A 23,602-nucleotide genomic window follows, 5' to 3' on the forward strand; every position below is an offset into this window, starting at 1 on the left:
AGGAACGCGTATGGCGTCCACTAACCAGAATCTAGACGTAGTACTGCGGGTCAACACGACGGGCTTCCGTACCGCAATGGCGGAGGCCAGCCGCCTGGCAACGCAGAATCTCAAGACACTGCGCGCGGAGGCCGAGCGGACGGCCGCCGCGCTGGCGCGCGTGCATGCGGCACCGGAGGGCGCAACGGGCAAGGCCGCGACAAAGGCAAAGGCCAACGTCGGCGGCGATGTGCTCGGCAGCGGCTTGAAGGAGCTTGGTAGCGGCCTGCTGACGGCCGCCGGTGGCACATGGGGCATCGCCATCGCGTCGGTGCAGAAGCTGGGCGAAGCGTACCTGGACATGGTCAAGGCGTCCGAACGTGCGCGCAGCGAGTACAAGGAGCAGATGCAGTCGCTGCAGCAGATGTCGTTCTCGATGGACCAGGCCGGCCTGGGCATGGGCGCGGGCACGCTGCCCCTGGAGCAGGCGGTCGCCACGCTGCATGAGCAGGCCAGGGCGCTGCGCGAGCTGGAGGCACGCGAGAAGGCGCTGCAGGGCTCGGTCGTCCATTGGGAAGGCCGAGTGAGTCATGGCCAGCGATCGGGACGGGAAGGGGCGGGCCTGAGTGCAGCCTCGGACTACGCCGAGCTGGAGAAGGCCAGGGCGAACCTGGAAGCGTTCCAGGCGGAGGTCGCGCCGGTCCAGGAGAAGTTCCGTGGCCTGAAAGAAACGATCAGGGGCGCCCTCGACGAGAAGCTGTTCAATGCGATTGCCGCGGCCATCCAGAACGTGGACAACCAGACGCTTGACCAGCTCATCGCGTCTCTGGGTGCGACGCAATGGAACGCATTGAAGGCGACCGATGCCTTCAACGGCATGCTGGGCGCCATGCGCGGAGAGGCGTGGCGGGACGAGGTCGAGTGGATCCGGCTGACCCGTGGCGAGTACGCGGCCTGGATGGCTGAACGCGGCGCGGAGATCAACGCAAGGGGCGGCCCGGACAAGATGGACCCGGCCCAGCGCGCAGAGTTCAACAGGGATGCCGCGCGCAAGAAGGCCGACATCGAACGCAAGGCCCAGTTCCGCGAACAGCAGCAGGCCGCCCAGCAGTCGGTCAGGGGCGTGCACGAGCAGGCTGATGCGTACGCCGGGCTGATGGATCGCATCGAGAAGCAGATCGCCCAGGACCGGGTGCGGCAGAAGCTGAAGGAGGGGATGACAGAGGCGGAAAAGCTGCAGGTCACCCTCCTTGACGAGATGGAGCATGCCGAGAAGAAGCTCAGCGAGCAGAAGCAACTGCGGGTGAAGGCCTCGCTGGACGCCGCGGTGGCCCTGGCCAAGGAAGCGGCAGCCGCTGAAGCGTCGAAGAAGGCCCAGCAGGATCTGCTGAAGCTGCAGCGGGAGCTCCAGCAGGCGGCGCATGCACAGCAGCGCGGCAACGACCAGGCGCTGTTCGGCATCGGCCATGGCGCAGCGAGCGTGGATCGCATGCAACGCCGTTCCGCTCTGGATGAGGATCGGGACAATCGAAAGCGCGCGCTGGACGACGAGTCGCGTGGTGAGGACGGTAAGGTCATCGAGTCGGAGCGCTACAGAGCCCGGCTGGCCGAGCTCGATGCATTCCATGAACAGTCACTGCAACGCGAGGCAGAGTTCCAGGAGAACAAGAAGGCATACCAGTCCGATTGGAAGAAAGGCGCAATGCGGGCGTTCGAGGACTATGCCGATGCCGCGGCCAATGCCGCCGAGTTGAGCCACGGCGTCTTCAGTAATGCATTGGGCGGGTTGGAAGACAGTCTGGTCAAGTTTGCCCAGACCGGAAAGCTGTCCTTCTCCGACCTCGCCGACTCGATCATCGCCGATCTGGCGCGCGTGGCAGCCAAACAGATGGTCAGTGGGCTGATCAGTTCGATCGGGCAGATGTTCGGGCCGAAGATCACCGGCTTTTCCATCGGCGGGTACACGGGCCCAGGGGGCAAGTACGAGCCGGCCGGCATCGTCCACAAGGGCGAGGGCGTGCTCAGCCAGGAAGACATGGCTGCGCTCGGCGGCCCATCGGCATTCTTCGCCCTGCGCACTTCGCTGCGAACCGGCAATGGCCTGTCCGGTGGTGATAGCGGGGGTTATGTGCAGGTACCGATCGCCCGTGCCGGCGAGGGTGGGATGAATGTGGAAATCAACAACTACGGCGAAAGCCGGGTCAACACCCGGGAAGAGCGGCAGCGCATGCCCGATGGCAGCGAAGTACGGCGGCTGGTGATCGACATCGTGGGCGACAGCCTCAACGGTGGTGAGCTGGGCGCCATTGGACGGGCCCGATACGGATGGACGGAGGCAGTGGGATGAGCAGTTGGCCAGAATATGCAGAAATCCGCTTTGCGGATTACGGCGAGGAGATCGTCGCTTCGGAAGAGCGGACCGAGATGGAGCGCGGCCCCAGCAAGATGCGCGCGCTCAACAGCCGGGTGATGAAGAACGTGTACGCCTCGGTGCAGTTCCGCACCGCGGCTGACGCCGAGGCATTCGAAGCGTGGTACCTGCACGATGTCGGTCGCGTCGGCTGGTTCACGATGGAGCACCCGCGGACCGGGCAGCCGATCAGCGCCCGCTTCCCGCAGGGCATCGGCCGCCTGGTGCCACTGAACACCCGGTTCCGCTTCTCCAAGCGCGATCTTGTACTGGAGTACATGCGATGAGTTCCTTCCATGAGCGCCGCCAGCGCCTGGCCGACACCCAGGGACCGCTGATGCTGTTGGAAGTGTCGGCGCCGTCGATGCCGGAGGTGTTGCGGATCGTCAACGACAACGTCAACTGGACCAGCAACGGCAAGGAGTTCATTGCCGCACCGTTCGGCTTCCAGCTTCCCGACGATGTCAGTGGACAGGCACCGCGCGCGCAGCTGGTGATCGACAACATCGGCCGCGCACTCACCGAGGACCTGGAAGGGCTTGCCCCCGGAGAGATGGTGACCGCACGGTTGATGCTGACCGATCGCGCCGATCCGGATGCCATCGAGGCCGAGTACGACCTGCCGATGACCCAGGTGTCGGTCAACACGCGCACGGTCAGTGCCCAGTGTGGTGTCGACTTCCTGATGCGCCAGCAGGCCGTGCTGCTGCATGCCAATCCGTTCACGCTGCCGGGAATCTTCTGATGCGCCTGGTCGACGTAGAGCGATGGGTGGGCATCCCCTATGACGAAGCAGCGTGCGACTGCGCCGACCTGGTGATGCAGGTGCAGCGGGCGCTGTTCGACCGTGAAGTGGCACTGCCCGGACGCCGGCCGCGCGGGCGGCGCGGCTCGGCCGAGCTGGGCGCATTGTCGCGCGCGCAGGCGGTACCTCGCGAGGGCCCTCCACAGGACGGCGACCTGGTACTGATGATCGAACGCGGACAACACAACCCCGGCCACGCCGGGGTTTTCTTTTTCCTGGCTCATGAGGGCTGGGTCTTGCACAGCAACGAAACGAACGGCTGCAGCGTGCTGCACCGCGTTCGTGACCTGCCCGGATTTGGGCTGAGGATCGAGGGATACTACGCATGGAACTGACACCACAACCGGCGGTCGACGGCCGCCTCATCATCACCCCGCACCCGGTGCTGCTGGATGGCCAGCGCAACGTGCCGGTCGAACTGCGCCCGGGTGAAAGCCTGTACGCATTCCTCATGCGCCATGTAGACGGGCTCGATGGCCGCGCATGGCAGGTCTGCGTTGACGGGCTGGAGGTGCCGCGCGAGCAGTGGATGCACACGCGACCGCGCCATGGCCAGTTGATCGAAGTGCGCAGCGTGGTGGGCAAGGCGGTGATTCCGCTGGTGGCGATGATCGCGCTGACCTATTTCACCTTCGGCATCGGCACGCTGGTGGCCGGTTCCGCCTGGGGCGCAGGCGCCATCGCAGGCACGTACGGCACGCTGGCCGCATCCGCGGTCTACGTGGCCGGCAGCGTGCTGATCAACAAGGTTCTCACGCCGAAGCCGCCCAAGCCCGGTGGCGGCGGTGTCGCCGACACGGCGTATTCCCTGGCAGCGCCGCGCAACCGTGTGCGCGCCTATGAACCGCTGGGCCTGCTGTTCGGTTCCACGCGCCTCGCTCCGGACCTGATCAGCCGCCCCTATACCTGGTTCGAGGGCGATGAGCAGTACGTCGGCCTGACCCTCAGCCCGGGCATCAACGTTGGCCGGGTGGAGGCCCTGCAGAACGGTGATTCGGCGCTGTCCAGCTACGAAGGCGTGCGCACCTGGTTCCGCGGCTTCCCGCAGATGCCCGACGAAGCGATTCCGCTGTACAGCAACGCTGATGTGATTGAAGGCGCGCAGCTGCTCGATACCGGCAGCGATGCCAAGCACGTGGCCAGCCCGTGGGTGGAGCGCACCAGCTCCGCTGACTCTCTGCGCCTGCAGGTGAACATCGAGTTCCGGCTGTGGGATACCACGTCCAAGGGCAAGGACAAGGACAACCGCGAGCAGATCCAGATCCAGTACCGGCCGGTCGGCTCCGATGCCTGGCAGTCGTTCGGCAATTACAGCGTCGTGGGACGCACGCAGAAGGCGCGCCGCGTCAGCTACGGCCGCGACGTGGAGCTGGGCCAGTACGACGTGCGCGTACGCGTGGCCGGGCAGAACACCGATGGCAGTGGCGCGCAGGCGAATTTCACCTGGACCACGCTGGTCAGCGTGCAGCGCGACGACGCCAGCCATGCCGGCATTCCTGCCATCGGCCTGCAGATGAAGGCGTCCGGCCAGCTCAATGGCACCCCGGATGAGATCCGCTGCGTGGCTCATGCGCGACCGATTCCGGTGTGGAAGGGTGAAGCGGCCGGCTGGGTGACCGAGGAAACCAGCAACCCGGGCGCACAGATCCTGGCCTACGCGCGTGGCATCCATGATGAGAACGGCAAGCGCATCGCCGGCCTGGGCATGGCCGACCGGCGCATCGATATCGAAAGCCTGAAAGCCTTCATGCTGCACTGCGCGGACAACGCGCTGGGCTACGACTACTGGCTGACCGAGGTGCGCAGCCACCAGGCAGTGCTCGACGCCATCGCGCTGGCCGGCTTCGGCCAGGTGACCTGGGCCAAGGGCCGGCTGGGCGTGGCCTGGGCGGCCGATGAGCAGCCCCTGTCCGGCGTGGTCAACATGGCCACGATCAAGAAGGGCCAGTTCCAGGTCGATTACACCCTGGCCAACGCTGCCGACGGCATCGAGTACAGCTACCTGGACCGCCGCACCTGGAAGGCGGCGACGCTGCGCGTGCCGGCGCCGGGCGTGGAGGTGATGCTCAATCCGGCCAAGATCACCGGTGAGGGCGTCAGCTCCGAAGCCCATGCCGCGATGCTGGCGCGTTGGCATCTGGCGCAGAGCGTCTATCAATACAAGTCGATCAGCTACAGCACCGACATCGAGCACCTGGCCTACTCGCGGTTGTCGGTGCTGGCGTTGCAGCACGACCTTACCCAGTGGGGCTTCGGTGGCCGCCTGATCGATGCCGCCGTCGACGCTGCAGGCGTTGCCACGCTGCAACTGGACGAGACGGTCCCGGCACCTTCGCTGGGCAGTGCGTTCATCGGCCTGCGTATTCCAGGCGAGCGTGTCTACCGCGTACTGCGCGTGGTTCCGGGCGCTGAGCCAAGTGACAGGCTGGTGCTGGCCGATCCGTGGCCGGCAGATGCACCGCTGCCGGGCCACAACGACGGCAATCCTGCACACGACACGATCTGGATCTACGACTTCAAGCAGACGCCGGGTACCCGCGTGCGCGTGACCGGCATCCGCCCGGAAGGTGACCTGAAGGGCGCCGCGGTGGAGGTGGTGCAGGAGGGGCCCGAGTTCTGGCACTACGTGCGGACCGGGCAGTATGTGCCGCCGTCGAATGAATCCTCGCTGCAGACCCGGCCGGTGGCCAGCAATCTGAAGGTGGTCGAGCGCCAGGTCAGCCGGGGTGGCAGCGTGCATACCGAACTGCAGGCCAGCTTCGATATCAGTGGACCCACCGGCGAAACGCGGGTCCTGTCCGATCCAGACGGCAATGCCGCGCTGGAGGAAGTGGCACGCACCACCACGCGATCAGCGAGCTGGGCGATTCCCGGAGCGGGTACCTATCCGGTGGTCGTTCGTCCGTACAGCCCCGATGGCCGTGCCGGCGTTGCCGTGTCCACCCAGTACACCACGCTGGGTGCCGATGCGCCGCCGGTCCTGGTCGATCTGTTCGACATCGAAGAGCTCAGCGGTGGCGTGCGCCGGTATGTGTGGGGCTTCTCCGGCGACACCGTGCAGTCGGCTGATTTCGCCGGCGTGGAAATCCGCTATACCGCCGGCAGTATCGACAACCCGCTGTGGGAGCACATGACCCCGCTGGGCGATGCCGGTGGCTTCTTCACCTCCGCAATCGAAGCCGTATTGCCAGAGGCGGGCAGCTGGACGTTTGCGTGCCGCAGTCGCAACACCGCTGGCGTGCTGTCCGTCGGTGCCCGCTACCTGCGACGCTCGCTGGGGCGCAATACCGGGCAGACGCTGGAGGGAATCGGCGGTGTGGTCGAATCGGTCAAGCAGGACCTGGGCAAGGAAATCGACGCCCGCATCGACAGCGACCTGGCCGCCGCCACCCGTGCAGCCGAGGCGCTGCGTAGCGAATCGCTGCGCCTGCAGGACCAGATCACCGCCAGCGCCCAACGACTTGCCGGCCAGGCCGAACGGCTGGACCAGCAGGCGCAGGCGCTCAAGGCGAACACCGATGGCCTGGCGCGCGAAGTGCTGGACCGTGCTGCCGGCGATCTGAATACCCGCACCGAGCTGACCACGGCGGTGACCCGCGAAACCAGCGAGCGCCGGTCGGATGTGGAGAACCTGACCCGCATGGTGAGCCAGCTGTCGGCAGGCAGTGGCGTGCAGTTCGACAGCAAGCGCATCTGGTACTTCGACAGCAGCGTGGAAGGTTGGGGCGCGAATGACGGCAGTCCAACGCTGGTGGAGGGCTGGCTGCGCCCGGCCAACCATGCCAGCGACGCCTTCGTGACGAGCCCGCGCGGCCAGGATGTCCAGGGCGCGGCGCACCGCTTCGTCAAGCTGCGCATCCGCAAGGTGGGCAGTCCTGCCTGGGACGGGCGCCTGCTGTGGAATGGTCCCGGCCAGTCGTGGGACAACGCACGCATGGTGCAGTTCGCGGAGCCAAGCTATGACAGCAACGGCATCGCGACGCTGGACGTGGACAACATTCCATGGAACGGGACCATCGTCGACCAGATCCGCCTGGATCTGTCCAAGGCGCAGACCGATGCCGACTACTTCCTGCTGGACTGGGTGGCGATCGGCCGCCCGACGCCGGGTGCGTCGGTGGCCATGTTGCAGGACGAAGCCACTGCACGCGTCGCAGCAGACAGCAGCGAAGCGGGCCGGCGCGAGTCGCTGGCCGTGCAGTTGCGCGGCAGCTACGAGGGCGGTGACCTGGCAGGGGTCAGCCAGGGCCTGATCGCGGCCGAGAAGACCGCACGGCTGAGTGGCGACCAGGTCAACGCGCAGTCGATCCAGGCACTCCAGGCACGGATGCCGGCAGGCACCGGCGCGCTGGCCACCAGTGCCAGTGTCAGCAGCCTGCAGCAGGCGATGGTGACCGCTGACACCGCGCTGGGGCGGCGCGTGGACAGCCTCGATGCCACGATGGGGGACAAGATCGGATCCAGCGCCTTCAATGCGTTGAAGACCGAAGTCGGGCAGCTCGATGGCCGGGTTACCAGCAGCAGCCAGGACCTGGTGCAGCTGAAGAGTCGCATGGAAGCGGTGATGGGCGCGGGCAGCAACCTCGCGCTCAATGGCGACTTCAACCTGGGCGCTGGCACCGGCTGGACGTTCTTCAACACCACCGCAGCATCGGTGGTGCGCGAGGGCCGCGGCAACAGCCTGTGCTGGAAGGCGGAGCCCTATGCGGGCGGAAGCAATACGGTGGTCAGCGCCGCGGTCAATGAGGGGCGCGTCATCACCCTGACCGCCGGCCGTCGCTATCGAGTGTCGTGCTGGACGCGGACCAGCGAGGACTTCGACGGCACCGCCGACAATACCAAGCTGCGCGTCGCCGACCACAACGGCAACCTGATGGGCGGCGCCACGCAGTCGTTCCCGAAATCGGCGGACTGGGTCAAGACCGAGACCTTCGTGACGTTGTCGCCTACCGGCACGGTGCAGGGCATCAAGGTCACGATCAACCGCAATGGCACGGCCGGCACGTTGTGGCTGGACGATCTGTGGGTGGAGGATGTGACCGATGTCGACGCGAACGCTGCGGCGGTCAGTGGCCTGTCGACCAGGGTGGAACAGATCGATGGCAAGCTGAGCAGTGCCGCCGAGGACGTCACCCGGCTGGCCTCGGGCATCGGCAACATGGTGGCCTACAACATCATCGCCAACGCACATATCCTCGCCTGGCCCACCGGTGGCCCCCGTGCATCGGGTGTGTACCGTGCCAATGGCAGCATCGTGCCGGGCATGGGCGCCAACCGGGGGCTGCGGGTGGGCATCATCAATGCGGACAACAGCATCACCGATACGGCGGTGTTCGATACCCATGGCAATCTGCAGAGCGAGTCGGCCCGCTTCAACACCTGGTACGACCAGACGCTGAAGGACAACCAGTACTTCATTGCCTATACGTCCGATGCAGTGGGGGCGATCAGTAGTGCCAGCAACAGCGACACCAGTGGCCTGCGCACCCGCCTGCTGGACGCGGGCCTGTCACAGGAAAACCTGGCGGCCCTGTCGGGGTCGCGGATGCTGGTGATGATCGGGCGGCGCAGGAGTGGTGCCGGCGGTGGCAGGCAGATCCTGTCGCCCTTGCCGGAGACCGGCCGTACTGGCATGTGGGTGGAAATGACCGTCACCGTGCTCAATGGCGTGCCGACCGGATCGCAGGATTCGTCGATGCTCGATCGTACGGCGCGGAGCAATGCGGACGCCTTGACCGGGCTGCGCACCGACGTCAGCAAGCTCGGTACCGACCTGGTGTCCGCCGCCGACAGCCTGACCAGCCTGGCCGCGCGGGTCGACACCTCGGTGACCAGCAGCGACAACGTGCTGCGCAACAGTAACTTTGCTGGCAGTGCCGCCTGGTGGACGCTGACCCGTACCGTGTCGGCCAACACCGTGGAGTGGGTGAAGGCATCGGGCCAGAGTGGTGATGCGTTGCTGATGACGCATGGGCCGCAGGCCGGGCAGAACCCCTCCATCACGGCCAACGACGCGCGGTGGTTGCCGGTGGTTGCGGGGCGGTCGCGCCGGTACCGACTGGTGATGGTGGCTCGCGCCTTTGATGAAGCCACGGCGACCCTGGTCTGCCGGTTGCGCGTGCGAACCACGGGTACAGGCGAAAGCCATGCCGACGTGACGCTGAACCTGTCCGATGCGTCCTGGAAAACCTACACGGCCGAATGGTCTGCCGCGCAGGATCGCAACGAGATCATGCCGCAGGTGCATCTGACCAACGCCGGCGGCAAGGTGCTGTTCGACCGGATCGAGTTCTACGACATCACCGATGCGCAGGACATCGCCGGCAACGCGACGGCCATCGCCAACCTGCGCAGCGACGTGGTGCAGCTGGGCGATCGTGTCACCAGCAGTGCGTCCAGTGTGCTCAAGCTGCAGTCGGACGTGCAGTCGGTCCTCAATGGCAGCGACAGCCTGTTCCCGCTGGGTACGTTCGAAACGTTCCAGGATGGCCAGCTGCTGGGCAGTGCGGCGGGCACGATCTACACCGTCCGCGCCGATGCTCGCCGGACCGGTGAGCGCGGTCTGGACGTGAACGTTGCGGCCAACACCAGCCCGAACACCAATGCGGACCTGTACTTCGGGCAGTGGACCCCCATCACCGGCAATCGCCGCATCTATGTGGAGTACTACGCCCGCCTGCATCCGGACAGTATCCAGCCGACCGGTGGTTCCATCCGGGTGGGCTGGCAGACCACCAACGAAGCCAACGCGGAGAATTCGTGGCCCTTGCAGGCTTACGCACTGGCCTCGCTGCGCAAGGATGGCTGGACCAAGGTCAGCGGTTACCTGGACACCGCCGCGTCTGCGGCGAAGTGGCGGATGCTGGTCAGCATTCCGGGAGGAAGTGGTGCGCGCGAAGTGGGCGTGCGCGTGCAGGTGGACGACATCCGCATGATCGATGTCACCGACGCCTACGCCGCGCAGCAGAGCGCCGCTGCCACGGCCACCGCGGTGACCGCGCTGACCACCAAAGTCGATCAGCAGGGCACGAAGGTCGACGCGCAGGCGCAGCAGCTCACCGACCTGTCCAGCGGGCTGAAGGGCGTGCTCAACACCGGAAGCGGCCTGCTGCCCAATCCCGACTTCGCCGAAGGGCTGGGGGGGTGGACGGCATCGGCGGCGGCCAATGGGGCGGTGTGGAGTACGGTCAACGGCGACGGACGCCCAGGTGTGCTGCTCAACCGCTACACGAACGTGAATCCGACCCTGCAGGCCAACGGTGGCAAATGGGTGCCGATCAACGGCGCGCGCCGCCTGCGGGTGATCGTCCGCGCCTGCGGTGCTGGCGGCGCCAACAATCTGCTGGTGCGGATGTATCGCAAGAATGCGGCAGGCCAGCAGTCCTACCAGGATCTGCGTGCCGTGTTCGCGGTGGAGGCGTTCGAGACCCGATCGTTCGACTTCGATGCCTTCAACAGCGGCATCGATGCCTGGCGCTTGAACCTCTATGTTCATCCCGACAACGGTCAGGTGCGGGTGGACAGCGTCCAGGTCTATGACATCACCGACCAGGTGGCCAACGATGCCAATGCCTCGGCCATCACGGGGCTGAGCACCTCGGTAAGCCAGCAGGGCACCAAGCTGGACACCACCGCGCGTGACCTGACCCAGCTCAAGACCCAGGTGGGCGATGTATCGGCCAGCGGCTTCTCGCAGCTGAACAGCCAGGTCAGCCAGCAGGGTACGCAACTGACTGCACTGTCCGGGCGGATCGATGGCGTGCAGGCCTCACTGGGTGGCAAGGCGGATGCAGCCGTGGTCACCAGCATGCAGGCGCAGGTCAAGAATCTGGGCGCCGGTGGCAACCTGCTGATGAACACCACGTTCCCCTTCTGGCAGCGCTCGGGGTGGGGCTGGGGCAGTAATCCGAACGGGCGGTGGACCGAACTGGGCAACCCCACCGGCGATGACAGCTGGCATCCGCAGGGGATCTTCGGGCTGGGCGCGGTGACGCCCGGCGTCGTCGCAGCAGGCGAAATGGCATGGTGGGGAACCGAGTACGACATCGCCATCGAAGGCGGCAAGACCTATTGCGCGTCCGCCTGGATCAATACCCATCGCGTGGAAGCCAAGCTGGAGATGACGTTCTTCGATGCGGCCGGCAATCACCTGGGGCTGGTGCACAGCCCGGGCGTGAGGAGCGATACCGGAACCCCGATCACGCTCGACCGCTTGACGCGCACGTTCCTGATCACCAAGGCGCCCGCCACGGCGACCTTCGCTCGCTTTCGCGTGATCGTGATCGGCACCGGTGGAAACACGCCCTATTTCTGGATGTTCCGCCCGATGCTCAGCCAGGTGGACGCGGCAGCAACCGCCCCGCCCACCTGGTCGGCCGGAGGCACCGAGTCTTCCGCGCAGTGGTCGGTCAACGTCCGTGCAGATGGCCGGGTAGGGGGCGTGCAACTGGCGTCCAGCGGCCAGGTCTCGCGTTTCGATGTGGTGGCCGACGCGTTCAGTGTCAGTGCCCCCGGTGGCGGGCGTCGTACCGAGTACAGCGATGGCAACTGGCGGGTCTATGACGAAGCCGGACGCCTGCGCGTGCGCATGGGCGTGTGGTGACCCGTGCACCTGCCCGTCGCGGTGGGTGCCCTGCATGAAAACCGTTCGGGCCGCCGGTGGATGCGGCCCTTTTTTTGGAGATCCAACATGAAGTTCAACGCACGTCTTGTCCTGCTGACCCGCGCAGTGGAGCAGTCGGGGGTGGTCAATCTGCATTTCCGGCCGGAGGGCGAGAACCTTCTTCCGCAGATGGTGATCCCGGTATCGCCGCTGGATGCGTATGCCTTGAAGTTCGGGGCACTGTACCGGTTCGAGGCGATCGAGGTGGAAGAAGCGTTGCCCATTGAAGCAGCCGCTGGCTGAGACCGGGCGGTTGCAGTGGTGCTGGATATGACCGGGTACTGACCCTTCACGGGCCAGGCGCCGCAGGCGGCAGCGGCGATTCAGGGCGCTGGCCCGAAGCCCGGTATACTGGCGCCCTTTCAGGCCCCGGCCCCCAGGTACCCCTGCCATGCCGGCAGGGGCCCAGGCCCCCAGAGTCCCGCGATTCCATGTCCCAGCTGAACCCCAAAGTCGGCTTCGTCAGCCTTGGCTGCCCGAAGGCCCTCGTCGATTCCGAGCGCATCCTCACCCAGCTCCGCTCGGAAGGCTACGACATCGTCCCGTCCTACGATTCGGCCGACGTGGTGGTGGTCAACACCTGTGGCTTCATCGATTCGGCGGTGACCGAGTCGCTGGATGCCATTGGCGAGGCGATGAACCAGAACGGCAAGGTCATCGTCACCGGCTGCCTGGGCAAGCGCCCTGAGCAGATCCGCGAGGCGTACCCCAACGTGCTGGCGGTGTCCGGCCCGCAGGATTATCAGAGCGTGATGGAAGCGGTGCATGAAGCACTGCCGCCCAAGCACGATCCGTTCGTGGACCTGGTGCCCGACTACGGCATCAAGCTGACCCCGCGCCATTACGCCTACCTGAAGATTTCCGAAGGCTGCAACCACAAGTGCAGCTTCTGCATCATTCCGTCGATGCGCGGCAAGCTGGTCTCGCGCCCGGTGGATGAGGTGCTGCGCGAAGCCGAGCGCCTGGTGCGTGGTGGCGTGCGTGAGCTGCTGGTGGTTTCGCAGGACACCTCTGCCTACGGCGTGGACGTGAAGTACGCCGAGAAGATGTGGCGCGACAAGGCCTACCAGACCCGCCTGAAGGCGCTGTGCGAAGGCCTGTCCGAGCTGGATGCGTGGGTGCGCATGCACTACGTCTACCCGTATCCGCACGTGGACGAAGTGGTGCCGCTGATGGCCGAGAACCGCATCCTGCCGTACCTGGACATCCCGTTCCAGCATGCGAGTCCGCGCATCCTGCGCCTGATGAAGCGCCCCGGTGCGGTCGAGAAGACCCTGGAGCGCGTGCAGAACTGGCGCCGTATCGCGCCGGACATCACCGTGCGTTCGACCTTCATCGTCGGCTTCCCGGGCGAGACCGAGTCCGAGTTCGAAGAACTGCTGTCGTTCCTCGACGAAGCGCAGCTGGATCGCGTGGGCGCGTTCGCCTATTCGCCGGTCGAGGGGGCCACCGCCAACGATCTGCCCGATGCTGTGCCGGAGGAAGTGAAGCAGGAGCGTCTGGCCCGCTTCATGGAGAAGCAGGCGCAGATCTCCGCCGCACGCCTGGAGGCCAAGATCGGCACCGTGCAGCAGTGCCTGGTCGACGCCATCGAAGGCGATATCGCCGTGGCCCGTTCCAGGGCCGATGCGCCGGAGATCGACGGACTGGTGCACATCCAGAACGCCGACCAGGTGCCGCTGCGCGTGGGCGACTTCGTCGACGTGGAAATCACCGAGAGCGACGAGCACGACCTGTACGGTGACGCGCTGCCCGCCGCTACCCGCCCGGCATTCGATCTCAAGATGCTGTGACCGCAGCGACGACCGCCGCCAATGACGGGGGCGGCGTCCGGCGCTTCGTACCGCCGCCACGTGCGGCGATCGATCCGCAGGTGTTCGCGCAGCCGCTGTTTGCCGGGCTGCAGGATTTCCGTGATCTGCTGGATGGCCCCCACTGGCCGTCCATCGCGGCGCTTGACGCACGCCTGTCCCTGCCGGGTTGGCAGCTGGTCGAACAGGATGCCGCGTTGCTGGCCGATGGCCTGCACTACGAGGCCCGCATCGCGCAGGGGCGCATCGCCACCCGTGCCGACAACTGGCACGACCTGTTCAACGCGCTGGTGTGGGCCTCCCACCCGCAGCTCAAGCGGGCACTCAACGTGCAGCAGTGCCGGCATATCGAAGCCATGCCACCCGGCCAGCGCAACCGCGCGCAGGCCGCCTTGACCCAGTTCGACGAAACCGGCGTGATCGTGCGTGTGGGGGATGTCACGTTGCTGCGCGCGTGGGATGGGCATGACTGGCCTGCGTTGTTCGAGCCAACGCGCTGGCAGAGCGGTGACATCGCCATTGCCACGGTATTCGGGCACGCGTTGATGGAACAGGCACTGCTGCCGGGGCGATTGCTGGTGGGCAAGTGCGTGGTGGTGCAGGGTGATGCCGATGCTGCCTGCGTTGACGCGGTGACTGCGGCCATTGCCGAAGGCAGGGCAGTGACCGATCCGCTGCAGCTGCGGCCCCTGCCGTTGGCGGGTATTCCTGGCTGGCACGGCGTGCAGGATTCCGCCTTCTATCGCAATGCCGATTATTTCCGCCCGTTGCGTGCAGGGCGCACATACCCGCCGCCGTTGTAGAGCCGAGCCCATGCTCGGCTGCGTTTGCCCATCAGCCGAGCATGGGCTCGGCTCTACAACGGCGCGTACTCCACCCCGATCACCGTAAAGGTGAATTGCCCGCCGGGCAGCTCCACCGAGAATTCATCATCCAGTCGCTTCTTCAGCAGCGCCCGCGCCAACGGCGAATCGATGCTGATCCAGCCCAGCCCGGCATCGGTCTCATCCGGCCCGACAATGCGATAGCGGCTGGTCTCGCCACTGTCCACATTCTCCAGTTCCACCCATGCGCCGAAGAACACCGCCAGCGGATCGGTCGGCGTGGTGTCGACCACGCGCAGTGATTCCAGCCGCTTGGTCAGGTAGCGCACGCGACGGTCGATCTCGCCCAGCTGCTTCTTGCGATAGGTGTATTCAGCGTTCTCGGAGCGGTCACCTTCCGCGGCGGCCGCGGCCAGTGCCTTCACCACCTCCGGGCGGCGCACGCGCCACAGCTCATCCAGTTCGGCCTTCAGCCGGGCATGCCCGGAGGCGGTGATCAGGGCCGTGCTTTTTTCTGCGGGGGGACGCCAACGCGACATGCAATACGACTTCTTTTCTGGATGACGAATGGGGAGCGGGGTCGGAGCCCTCCCTGGCGGGGGGGATCCGACCCTGGGGTCAGATCCCTTTCCAGCGGAAAGGGCTCTGACCCCGGCCGTGGCAGATCAACGCTTTCCGCCGAAGATGCCACCCAGGATGCCGCGCACGATCTGGTTGCCCAGCTTGGTGCCGACGGTGCGCGTGGTCTGCTTGGCCATCGTCTCGATCATGCCCTGGCGGCGCTTGGTGCCGAAGATCGCATCCTTGATCGCCTGGCCGAAACCGCCCTCCTGCGCTTCGTCCTGTTCGCGGCTGCGCGCGGCCGGCGCCTGCGCCTGTTCGACAGTCTTCTGTGCACGCTGGGCCAGCAGTTCGGCGGCCGATTCGCGGTTGATCGCGGTGTCGTAGCGACTGCCGACCGGGCTGCCGGCACGCACCTGGGCGCGCTCGGCTTCGGTGATCGGCCCCATCCGGCAGCGTGGCGGCGCGATCATGGTCTGCTGCACCGGCATCGGGATGCCCTTGTCCTGCAGCGTGGAGACCAGGGCCTCACCAGTGCCGAGCTGGCTCAGTACCTTGGCCACGTCCAGCTTCGGGTTCGGCACGAAGGTTTCGGCCGCGGTCTTCACCGCCTTCTGGTCGCGCGGGGTGAACGCGCGCAGTGCGTGCTGCACGCGGTTGCCGAGCTGGCCGAGGATGTTGCCTGGCACGTCGTCGGGGAACTGCGAGCAGAAATACACGCCCACGCCCTTGGAGCGGATCAGGCGCACCACCTGCTCGATGCGCTGCACCAGCGATGGCGGCGCATCGTCGAACAGCAGGTGCGCCTCGTCGAAGATGAAGACCAGCTTCGGCTTGTCCAGGTCGCCCACTTCCGGCAGCTGCTCGAACAGCTCCGACAGCAGCCACAGCAGGAAGGTGGAGTACAGCTTGGGCTTGAGTACCAGCTGGTCGGCGGCGAGGATGCCGATCATGCCGCGGCCGTCGTGGTTGACGCGCATGATGTCGGCCAGCTCCAGCGCAGGTTCGCCGAAGAAGTGCTCGCCACCGTCCTGCGCCAGGCGCAGCACCGAACGCTGGATCGCGGCGATCGACTGCGCGCTGACCAGGCCGTACTCGGTGGAGATGTCCTTGCGCTCCTCGGCGACGAGGCCGAGCAGGGCGCGCAGGTCGTCCATGTCCAGCAGCAGCAGGCCGCGGTCGTCGGCCAGCTTGAACACGATGTCGAGCACGCCGGACTGGGTGTCGTTCAACTCGAGGATGCGCGCCAGCAGGGTCGGGCCCATTTCGCTGACGGTGGTGCGCACCGGATGGCCGAGCTTGCCGTACAGGTCCCAGAAGAGGGTGGGGCTGGCGGCCGGCGCATAGTCGGCCACGCCGATCTCGGCGGCACGCTGGAGCAGGTTCTCGGCGCCGCTGCCGGGCACGGCCAGGCCGGAGACATCGCCCTTCACATCGGCCAGGAACACCGGCACGCCCAGTCGCGAGAAGCCCTCGGCCAGCGTCATCAGGGTCACGGTCTTGCCGGTACCGGTGGCGCCGGCCACCAGGCCGTGGCGGTTGCCGAGTTTCGGCAGCAGGGTGACGGCAATATCGTCGGTAATGCCTTTGCCGAGCAGAATCGGATCCATGGTCCAGCCCTTGTGATGAATAGCCCAATGTTAACCGCCGGCAGTGACGGTCCGAAGGTCGGCTTGCCCGGACCTTGGCGGCGCCGCTACTCTGCCTGCCTGTTTCGCACACAGTGCCATCAATGCCCGTTCCTGTCCTGATTTCCCGCGGTTGGCCGCTGCTGGCCCTGGCCGGCCTGGTTTCCCTGGCGCCCGACGCCCATGCGCAGCGGGTTTCGGCCCGGGACAAGGTGAAGGTGGATGCGCTGCAGCAGCGCATGACCGTCGCCGAAAAGCGCTACAGCGACGCCCTGCTGCTGGTCGCCAATGCCGACCCCAAGGGCAGCAACGAGGCCGACGCCGCGCTGGAGGACATGGAAGATGTCCTCAACGACTGCGTGAAGCAGAAGGGCTGCCAGATGGGCACCCTGCTGGCCAGCTACAAGCGCCTGCTCAAGCACGACGCCGATGCGGCTGCCAGCGATGACGTGGCCGACGAGGGGGGTGACCGCCTGGAAGCCGACCCGGATCACATCGGCCCGCTGACCGCGGATGTGCCCGAGGCCGCGCGCGCTGCCGCGCTGCTGAACGACAAGCGGCACGCCTTCGACAGCATGGTCGAGTACAACCCGGCGGTGCAGGCCGGCATCCGTCGCTGGCTGACCGACATGCGTCCTGCGCTGCTGACCAGCTACGAGAACTACCAGAACCTGCGCGCGGTGATGTGGCCGGAGTGGGAGAAGCGTGGCCTGCCCGAGGCGCTGCTGTTCGGCATCATGGCCAAGGAATCCAACGGCCGCGTGCACGCCTCCTCGCGTGCCGGCGCCGCCGGCCTGATGCAGTTCATGCCGGCCACTGGCCGTCGCTTCGGCCTCGGCCCGGATGGCACCGGCTTCGACACGCGCTTCGATGCGCGCAGCGCCGCCGAGGCCAGCGCCAGCTACCTCAACGAACGCCTGCGCGAACTGAACAACAACGTGGAAATGTCGGTGGCCGCCTACAACGGTGGCGAAGGCCGTGCCGCACGCGTGTTCAAGCAGAGCGCCGGCCAGAGCTTCTGGACCGACAGTGTCTACAACCAGTTCCCGGGCGAGACCAAGGACTATGTGCCGATGGTGATTGCCGCGGCCTGGATCTTCCTGCACCCGCAGCAGTATGGCGTGGAGTTCCCGAAGATCAGCGCGCAGCCGGCCACGCTGCGCCTGGCCAAGTCCACCACCATCTATGAACTGACCATCTGCCTGGGCAGCCACGGCACCCGTGATGGCTACATGCGCGCGCTGCGCAACCTCAACCCGCGCTATGAAGCCGATGGCTGGATTCCGGCCGGCACCCTGATCAACGCCACCACCCGCATCGCCGGGCTGTACCAGCGCAACTGCGTCAGTGGCCCGCGTGCCGACCTGGCCCGCACGCTGATCACCGCCGATCTGAACGCGGCGATCAAGCGCCCGACCGCGGCCAGCTACACCGGCAGCGTCGCCGTGGGCGGCGTGGTGCCGGTGGCCGACGCTGCGGCCTCCACCAGTGTGCCGACCACGCCGGTGGCGGCGGTGGCGACGCCTCGCCCGGCGCCGGCCGCGCGCCCGAAGCCGGTGCGCAGCCACAAGGTGGGCAAGGGCGAGACCCTGGGCGCCATCGCGGCGAAGTTCCAGTGCGACGTGCCGACCCTGGCCCGCGCCAACGGCCTGAAGGCCCCGGCCTACAGCCTGCGCCACGGCCAGACGCTGAAGCTCCAGGGCTGCGACAAGTAATTCCCCCGACCCCTGGAACCCGCATGGATCTCGAAGACACCCGCAACCTGTTCGCCAACCTCCGCGAAAACACCGACTGGGACATCAACGGCCCGTTGCTGTGGGGGTACTTCTTCGTGCACTCCACTGCTGAGCCGTTGCAGGCACTGGCAGAGCACCTGCAGGCGCAGGGCTACACCTTCGTGGAACTGTTCGAACAAGATCCGGAAGAGGGTGACGCGCCGTTCCACGTGCTGCATGTGGAGCGCGTGGAGATCCACGACGAAGCCTCGCTGGACCGTCGCAACCAGGAATTCGCAGCGCTGGCCGCGGAGAAGGGCGTGGAAGACTACGACGGCATGGACGTCGGCCCGGCCCCGGCCCTGCAGTAACGCGCGTACCGGTAGTGCCGGCCGCTGGCCGGCATCCCGTTGTGGAAAAGGGGACGGAGGGGATTAAGTCGTTTATGCATAAACGACTTAATCCCCTCCGTCCCCTTTTTATCAGCGCAGCTTCGCCAGGGCCTGGCCCAGCTGTACCGGGCTTTCGGCGCCCAGCTGCGGGGCGAATTCGGCCACGCCCGGCGGCAGCAGCACGATCACGGTCGAGCCATAGTTGAAGCGTGCCATCTCGGCGAAGCGCTCCAGCCTGATGCCCTGGCCGCGGTAGTCCTTGCGGGTGATGCGGTCGCCGTAGTGCGGAATCTCCTCGCCGCTCCACACGGTTTCCACGCCGGACACCAGCAGTGCACCGACCATCACGCTGACCATCGGGCCGAAGCTGGTGTCGAAGTGGCAGACCAGGCGCTCGTTGCGGGCGAACAGGCGCGGTACGCCGTTCACTGCCGCCGGACCAACGCTGAACAGGCGCCCCGGCACGTGCACGGTCTCACGCAGGGTGCCGGTCCACGGCATGTGCACGCGGTGGTAATCGCGCGGCGACAGGTACACCGTGGCGTAGAGGCCATCGTTGTATGGCTTGGCGTCCTCGTCACTGCCCAGCAGTTCGGCAGCGGTGAATGACTGGCCCTTGGCCTGGAAAATGCGGCCGGCCTCGATCCTGCCGAGCTGGCTGATGCGGCCGTCGGCCGGCATCACCAGGCTGCGCGGATCGGCATCGGCCACGCGTGCGCCCGGCTTCAGCGCACGGGTGAAGAACTGGTTGAAGGTCGAATAGCTGCGCGGGTCCGGGTTGGCCGCTTCGTCCAGGTTGACGTTGAACTTGCGGGTGACCGTGTCGATCAGCCAGCGCGACACGCGCGGATCGTCCGAGTACGCCAGCGAACGCGCCATCGAGGACAGCAGGCGGTGGGGCAGGGCATACGTCAGGGCGGTGGTGAGGCTCATGGGGCGGTTTTCTCGGTCAGCTTCTGCAGGTCGCGGGCGATCGCCGGCGCGTTGAACGGGGGGCGTACCAGGCCGGCGAGGCGGCCCTGCGGGTCGAGCACGGCCAGGCTGGCCGAATGCTCGACGGTGTAATCCTCGGGGTTCTCGTCGAAATGCTTGCCCGGCACCTTCTGGAACACGAAGCCCAACGAGGTGGCGAAGCGCTCCAGCGAGGGAACGTCAGCGGTGGCGGCCAGGGTGTCCTTGTGGAAGCCGTGCACGTACTCGCCCAGGCGGGTGGCGCTGTCGCGGTCGGGGTCGACCGAGATGAACAGCACGCGTGGGCGCAGGCTGTCGGGCAGGGCTTCCCACTGGTTCTGCGCGCCGGCCAGCGCGGCCAGCGTGGTCGGGCAGACGTCCGGGCAGAAGGTGAAGCCCAGGAACACCAGGGTCCAGTGGCCCTTCAGTTCGCCCGGGATCAGGCGGGTGCCGTCGGACTGGGCCAGGTTGAAGTCAGGCAGTTCGCGCGGCTGCGGGTACAGCGTGATCGCTTCGGTGGCCGGGGCATTGGCCGGCGGCTTCGGCGCGAACACCTGCTGGGCGGCCAGCAGGCCGAGACCCGCCGCCAGGGCGATCAGCAGGATGATGCCGGCGTTGCGATTGAACATGGGGGCTCCCGCGCGAAGTGGGCCCCATCATACCGGCTGTGGCCCGAATCGTTTCCGCCGCAACGGATGCCGCCACGGGCGCCAGCCCCTATAATCGGGGGCCACTTTGCCCGCAGTACCGCCATGACCGCTGAAACGGCCGCCGAACTCCACACGATCATCGATCTGATCCGCTACGGCACCAGCCGTTTCAACGAAGCCGGGCTGACCTTCGGGCACAGCTACGACAACGCGCTGGACGAGGCCACCCAGCTGGTGCTGCACAGCCTGCACCTGCCGCACGACCTCGGCCCGGCCTACGGCCAGGCGCGCCTGCTGCAGGCCGAAAAGCTGCGCGTGCTGGAGCTGTTCCAGCGCCGCATCGATGAACGCATCCCGGCCGCCTACCTGACCGGTGAGGCCTGGTTTGCAGGATTGAGCTTCAAGAGCGACAAGCGCGCCCTGGTACCGCGCTCGCCGATCGCCGAACTGATCGAATGCGGCTTCGAGCCGTGGCTGGCCGGCCGCGACGTGTACCGTGCACTGGATCTGTGCACCGGTTCGGGCTGCATCGCCATCGCCATGGGCCACTACTACCCGAACTGGCAGGTGGACGGCGTCGACCTGAGCGACGATGCACTGTCGCTGGCCGAAGAAAACAAGGAGCGCCTGCAGGCGCACAACGTCACCCTGATCAAGTCGGACCTGTTCAACGGCCTGTCCGGCCGCCACTACGACCTGATCGTCACCAATCCGCCATACGTCACCAACGACGAGACCGATGCCCTGCCGCAGGAATACTCCTACGAGCCGGAGATGGGCCTGCGTGCCGGCGACGACGGCCTGGACCTGGTGCTGAAGATCCTGCGCGATGCCCCGCTGCACCTGAGCGAGGACGGCCTGCTGATCTGTGAAGTGGGCGAGTCCGAGCAGCATCTGGTCAAGCTGCTGCCGGAAGTCGATTTCGCCTGGATCGAATTCAAGGTCGGCCAGATGGGTATCTTCGCGGTTGAATGCCGCGAGCTGATCGCCCACAGCGCACGCATCACCGAACTGGCGGCGCAGCGCCCGTGAGCTCCAATTCGTTCGGCAAGCTGTTCACCGTCACCACGTTCGGCGAGTCGCACGGGCCGGCCATCGGCTGCGTGATCGATGGCTGCCCGCCGGGGCTGGCGCTGGACGCGGCCGAATTCGCCCACGACCTGCAGCGCCGCGCCACCGGCAAGAGCCGGCATACTTCGGCGCGGCGCGAGGCCGACGAGGTCGAGATCCTGTCCGGCGTGTACGAGGGCCTGACCACCGGCACCCCGATCGCGCTGCTGATCCGCAACACCGACCAGCGCAGCAAGGATTACGCCAACATCGGCCAGCAGTTCCGGCCGGGCCATGCCGACTACAGCTACTGGCACAAGTACGGCATCCGCGACCCGCGCGGTGGCGGCCGTTCCTCGGCACGCGAGACCACCATGCGCGTGGCCGCTGGCGTGGTCGCCAAGAAGTGGCTGGCCGAGCGCTTCGGCGTCACCGTGCGTGGCTACCTGTCGCAGCTGGGCGACATCACCCCGGCCGGTTTCGACTGGTCGGCGGTGGAAGACAACCCGTTCTTCTGGCCGCACGCTGCACAGGTGCCCGAACTGGAGGCGTACATGGACGCGCTGCGCAAGTCCGGAGATTCGGTCGGTGCGCGCGTGGACGTGGTCGCCGACAATGTGCCGCCGGGCTGGGGTGAGCCGATCTACGGCAAACTCGACGGTGAACTGGCTGCCGCGCTGATGAGCATCAACGCGGTGAAGGGCGTGGAGATCGGCGACGGTTTCGCCAGCGCCGCGCAGAAGGGCACCGAACACCGCGACCTGCTGACCCCGCAGGGCTTCGCCAGCAATCACGCGGGTGGCATCCTCGGTGGCATTTCCACCGGCCAGCCGGTGGTCGCCTCGATCGCGTTGAAGCCGACCTCCAGCCTGCGCCTGCCGGGCCCGTCGCTGGATACGTCCGGCAACGTGGTCGAGGTGGTCACCACCGGCCGCCACGACCCCTGCGTCGGCATCCGCGCCACCCCGATCGCCGAGGCGATGGTAGCGATGGTGCTGATGGACCAGGCGCTGCGCCACCGCGCGCAGTGCGGCGATGTCGGCACGATCACCCCGCGCATTCCCGGGCAGATCGATGGCTGACACGCGGCCGACCGTGTGGGTGAGCCAGCCGCTGATCGACGCGGCCATCGCGCCGCTGCGCGATCGCGTGCAGCTGCGCTGCACCGACACCGTCACCGCCTGGGCGCCGGACCAGATCGCCGGACAACTGGCCAGCGCCGACGGCGCGATCATCACGCTCAACGAGCGCATCGGCGCGGCCCAGGTGGCCGGCGCCGCGCAGCTGCAGGTGATCGCCAATGTCGGGGTGGGCTACAACAACCTGGACGTCGACGCGCTCAGCGCGGCCGGCATCCTGGCCAGCAACACACCGGACGTCCTGACCGAAACCACCGCCGATCTCGGTTTCGCCCTGCTGATGGCCACCGCGCGCCGCATCACCGAGTCCGAGCGCTGGCTGCGCGAAGGGCAGTGGCAGCAGTGGTCGTTCCAGACCATGCTCGGTGCCGATATCCACGGCAGCACGCTGGGCATCCTTGGCATGGGCCGCATCGGCCAGGGCATCGCCCGTCGCGGCGCGCACGGTTTCGGCATGAAGGTGCTGTACCACAACCGGTCGCAGCTGCCGGCGGCGACCGAGGCGGAAGTGGGCGCGACCTATGTGGACCTGGATACGCTGCTGGCACAGTCCGACCACCTGCTGCTGGTGCTGCCGTACACGCCGGCCTCGCATCATCTGATCGATGCCGCCGCACTGGCGAAGATGAAGCCGTCGGCGACGCTGGTGAATATCGCCCGCGGTGGCCTGGTCGATGAGATCGCGCTGGCCGATGCGCTGGCCAACGGTCGCCTGGCTGCGGCGGGTCTGGATGTGTACGAAGGCGAGCCAACGGTACGCCCGGAACTGCTGGCGCTGCGCAACGTCGTGCTCACTCCGCATATCGGCAGCGCCTCGCTGGCCACGCGCACGGCGATGGTACAGCTGGCCGTGGATAATCTGCTTGCCGGGCTCGGCCTGGACGGCGGCCCGTCGCGGATGCCGAGCGCGATCAACGCTGACGCGGCGATGGCCGCGCGCGTGACGCTGGGCAAAAAAACCGGGAAACGATAGGGAACCTCCGCGCGCCCCGCTTGAGGAGGTTCCCCGAACCCAGCTGTCGTGC

General features: G+C 66.8%; 17 protein-coding genes. 13 read left to right on the top strand and 4 right to left on the bottom strand.

Features of this window, described 5'->3' with window-relative positions; all coding sequences use genetic code 11:
* The first annotated feature begins 10 nt into the window (after positions 1–10).
* From AC5P5W_RS05990 to AC5P5W_RS06025, 8 genes are all read left to right on the top strand, one after another.
* Positions 11–2,326, top strand: a complete 2,316-nt coding sequence (locus tag AC5P5W_RS05990) for a phage tail tape measure protein (RefSeq protein WP_495220922.1) — start codon at positions 11–13, stop codon at positions 2,324–2,326.
* A complete protein-coding gene (locus tag AC5P5W_RS05995) occupies positions 2,323–2,676 on the top strand; it encodes a hypothetical protein (RefSeq protein WP_014647906.1) in 354 nt (117 codons plus the stop codon). The genes AC5P5W_RS05990 and AC5P5W_RS05995 overlap by 4 nt, the downstream gene beginning before the upstream one ends.
* Positions 2,673–3,134 (top strand): DUF1833 family protein, encoded by a 462-nt coding sequence (locus AC5P5W_RS06000; RefSeq protein WP_014647905.1) that lies wholly within the window; start codon positions 2,673–2,675, stop codon positions 3,132–3,134. The genes AC5P5W_RS05995 and AC5P5W_RS06000 overlap by 4 nt, the downstream gene beginning before the upstream one ends.
* Positions 3,134–3,529, top strand: a complete 396-nt coding sequence (locus AC5P5W_RS06005; RefSeq protein ID WP_197575228.1) for a peptidoglycan endopeptidase — start codon at positions 3,134–3,136, stop codon at positions 3,527–3,529. Before AC5P5W_RS06000 ends, AC5P5W_RS06005 begins: the two co-directional genes overlap by 1 nt.
* Positions 3,520–11,796 (top strand): host specificity factor TipJ family phage tail protein, encoded by an 8,277-nt coding sequence (locus tag AC5P5W_RS06010; RefSeq protein WP_197575226.1) that lies wholly within the window; start codon positions 3,520–3,522, stop codon positions 11,794–11,796. The genes AC5P5W_RS06005 and AC5P5W_RS06010 overlap by 10 nt, the downstream gene beginning before the upstream one ends.
* 87 nt (positions 11,797–11,883) lie before the next feature.
* Positions 11,884–12,099: a hypothetical protein gene (locus AC5P5W_RS06015; protein WP_041863666.1), complete on the top strand. Its 216-nt coding sequence runs from the start codon at positions 11,884–11,886 to the stop codon at positions 12,097–12,099.
* Between the two features lie 188 nt (positions 12,100–12,287).
* The gene (gene rimO, locus AC5P5W_RS06020) at positions 12,288–13,649 is read left to right on the top strand and encodes a 30S ribosomal protein S12 methylthiotransferase RimO (protein WP_046431844.1); all 1,362 of its coding nucleotides are present in this window, start codon (positions 12,288–12,290) and stop codon (positions 13,647–13,649) included.
* The gene (locus AC5P5W_RS06025) at positions 13,646–14,470 is read left to right on the top strand and encodes a DUF3025 domain-containing protein (protein WP_075075888.1); all 825 of its coding nucleotides are present in this window, start codon (positions 13,646–13,648) and stop codon (positions 14,468–14,470) included. Before rimO ends, AC5P5W_RS06025 begins: the two co-directional genes overlap by 4 nt.
* A 53-nt stretch (positions 14,471–14,523) precedes the next feature.
* On the opposite strand, the gene greB is transcribed toward AC5P5W_RS06025, so the two are convergent.
* Both greB and AC5P5W_RS06035 read right to left on the bottom strand, forming a co-directional pair.
* Positions 14,524–15,030 carry a transcription elongation factor GreB gene (gene greB, locus AC5P5W_RS06030; RefSeq protein ID WP_100450414.1) on the bottom strand — a complete coding sequence of 169 codons (507 nt, stop codon included), beginning with the start codon at positions 15,028–15,030 and terminating at the stop codon, positions 14,524–14,526.
* Positions 15,031–15,156: 126 nt separating this feature from the next.
* Positions 15,157–16,662, bottom strand: a complete 1,506-nt coding sequence (locus AC5P5W_RS06035) for a helicase HerA-like domain-containing protein (RefSeq protein WP_046431840.1) — start codon at positions 16,660–16,662, stop codon at positions 15,157–15,159.
* Between the two features lie 122 nt (positions 16,663–16,784).
* Here AC5P5W_RS06035 and AC5P5W_RS06040 point away from each other — a divergent pair, with 122 nt between their 5' ends.
* On the top strand, positions 16,785–18,395 hold the full coding sequence (locus tag AC5P5W_RS06040) for a transglycosylase SLT domain-containing protein (protein ID WP_014647898.1): 1,611 nt from the start codon (positions 16,785–16,787) through the stop codon (positions 18,393–18,395).
* Between the two features lie 23 nt (positions 18,396–18,418).
* Positions 18,419–18,766, top strand: a complete 348-nt coding sequence (locus AC5P5W_RS06045; protein WP_046431838.1) for a ribonuclease E inhibitor RraB — start codon at positions 18,419–18,421, stop codon at positions 18,764–18,766.
* 111 nt (positions 18,767–18,877) lie between these two features.
* Here the strand turns inward: AC5P5W_RS06045 and asd are convergent, their stop codons facing one another.
* Together asd and AC5P5W_RS06055 are read right to left on the bottom strand one after the other, a co-directional pair.
* Positions 18,878–19,720: an archaetidylserine decarboxylase gene (gene asd / locus AC5P5W_RS06050; RefSeq protein ID WP_075076287.1), complete on the bottom strand. Its 843-nt coding sequence runs from the start codon at positions 19,718–19,720 to the stop codon at positions 18,878–18,880.
* Entirely contained in the window at positions 19,717–20,367 is a 651-nt protein-coding gene (locus AC5P5W_RS06055) for an SCO family protein (RefSeq protein WP_014647895.1), read from the bottom strand. Before AC5P5W_RS06055 ends, asd begins: the two co-directional genes overlap by 4 nt.
* A 123-nt stretch (positions 20,368–20,490) precedes the next feature.
* On the opposite strand from AC5P5W_RS06055, the gene prmB reads away from it, so the two are divergent.
* The 3 genes from prmB to AC5P5W_RS06070 are packed head-to-tail and all read left to right on the top strand — an operon-like array spanning position 20,491 to position 23,550.
* Positions 20,491–21,420, top strand: a complete 930-nt coding sequence (prmB, locus tag AC5P5W_RS06060) for a 50S ribosomal protein L3 N(5)-glutamine methyltransferase (RefSeq protein WP_014647894.1) — start codon at positions 20,491–20,493, stop codon at positions 21,418–21,420.
* Positions 21,417–22,520, top strand: coding sequence for a chorismate synthase (gene aroC / locus AC5P5W_RS06065; protein ID WP_014647893.1), 1,104 nt, complete (start codon positions 21,417–21,419; stop codon positions 22,518–22,520). Before prmB ends, aroC begins: the two co-directional genes overlap by 4 nt.
* A complete protein-coding gene (locus AC5P5W_RS06070) occupies positions 22,513–23,550 on the top strand; it encodes a 2-hydroxyacid dehydrogenase (protein ID WP_046431836.1) in 1,038 nt (345 codons plus the stop codon). The genes aroC and AC5P5W_RS06070 overlap by 8 nt, the downstream gene beginning before the upstream one ends.
* Positions 23,551–23,602: the final 52 nt, after the last annotated feature.

It is taken from the genome of Stenotrophomonas sp. YJH_SMC_123, from assembly GCF_059368215.1.

Coding starts and splice junctions, on each gene's coding strand:
- AC5P5W_RS05990 (WP_495220922.1), top strand. CDS start 11: ATGGCGTCCACTAACCAGAATCTAGACGTAGTACTGCGGGTCAACACG.
- AC5P5W_RS06000 (WP_014647905.1), top strand. CDS start 2,673: ATGAGTTCCTTCCATGAGCGCCGCCAGCGCCTGGCCGACACCCAGGGA.
- AC5P5W_RS06005 (WP_197575228.1), top strand. CDS start 3,134: ATGCGCCTGGTCGACGTAGAGCGATGGGTGGGCATCCCCTATGACGAA.
- asd (WP_075076287.1), bottom strand. CDS start 19,720: ATGAGCCTCACCACCGCCCTGACGTATGCCCTGCCCCACCGCCTGCTG.
- AC5P5W_RS06070 (WP_046431836.1), top strand. CDS start 22,513: ATGGCTGACACGCGGCCGACCGTGTGGGTGAGCCAGCCGCTGATCGAC.
- AC5P5W_RS05995 (WP_014647906.1), top strand. CDS start 2,323: ATGAGCAGTTGGCCAGAATATGCAGAAATCCGCTTTGCGGATTACGGC.
- prmB (WP_014647894.1), top strand. CDS start 20,491: ATGACCGCTGAAACGGCCGCCGAACTCCACACGATCATCGATCTGATC.
- AC5P5W_RS06040 (WP_014647898.1), top strand. CDS start 16,785: ATGCCCGTTCCTGTCCTGATTTCCCGCGGTTGGCCGCTGCTGGCCCTG.
- AC5P5W_RS06010 (WP_197575226.1), top strand. CDS start 3,520: ATGGAACTGACACCACAACCGGCGGTCGACGGCCGCCTCATCATCACC.
- AC5P5W_RS06045 (WP_046431838.1), top strand. CDS start 18,419: ATGGATCTCGAAGACACCCGCAACCTGTTCGCCAACCTCCGCGAAAAC.
- greB (WP_100450414.1), bottom strand. CDS start 15,030: ATGTCGCGTTGGCGTCCCCCCGCAGAAAAAAGCACGGCCCTGATCACC.
- AC5P5W_RS06015 (WP_041863666.1), top strand. CDS start 11,884: ATGAAGTTCAACGCACGTCTTGTCCTGCTGACCCGCGCAGTGGAGCAG.
- AC5P5W_RS06035 (WP_046431840.1), bottom strand. CDS start 16,662: ATGGATCCGATTCTGCTCGGCAAAGGCATTACCGACGATATTGCCGTC.
- rimO (WP_046431844.1), top strand. CDS start 12,288: ATGTCCCAGCTGAACCCCAAAGTCGGCTTCGTCAGCCTTGGCTGCCCG.
- AC5P5W_RS06055 (WP_014647895.1), bottom strand. CDS start 20,367: ATGTTCAATCGCAACGCCGGCATCATCCTGCTGATCGCCCTGGCGGCG.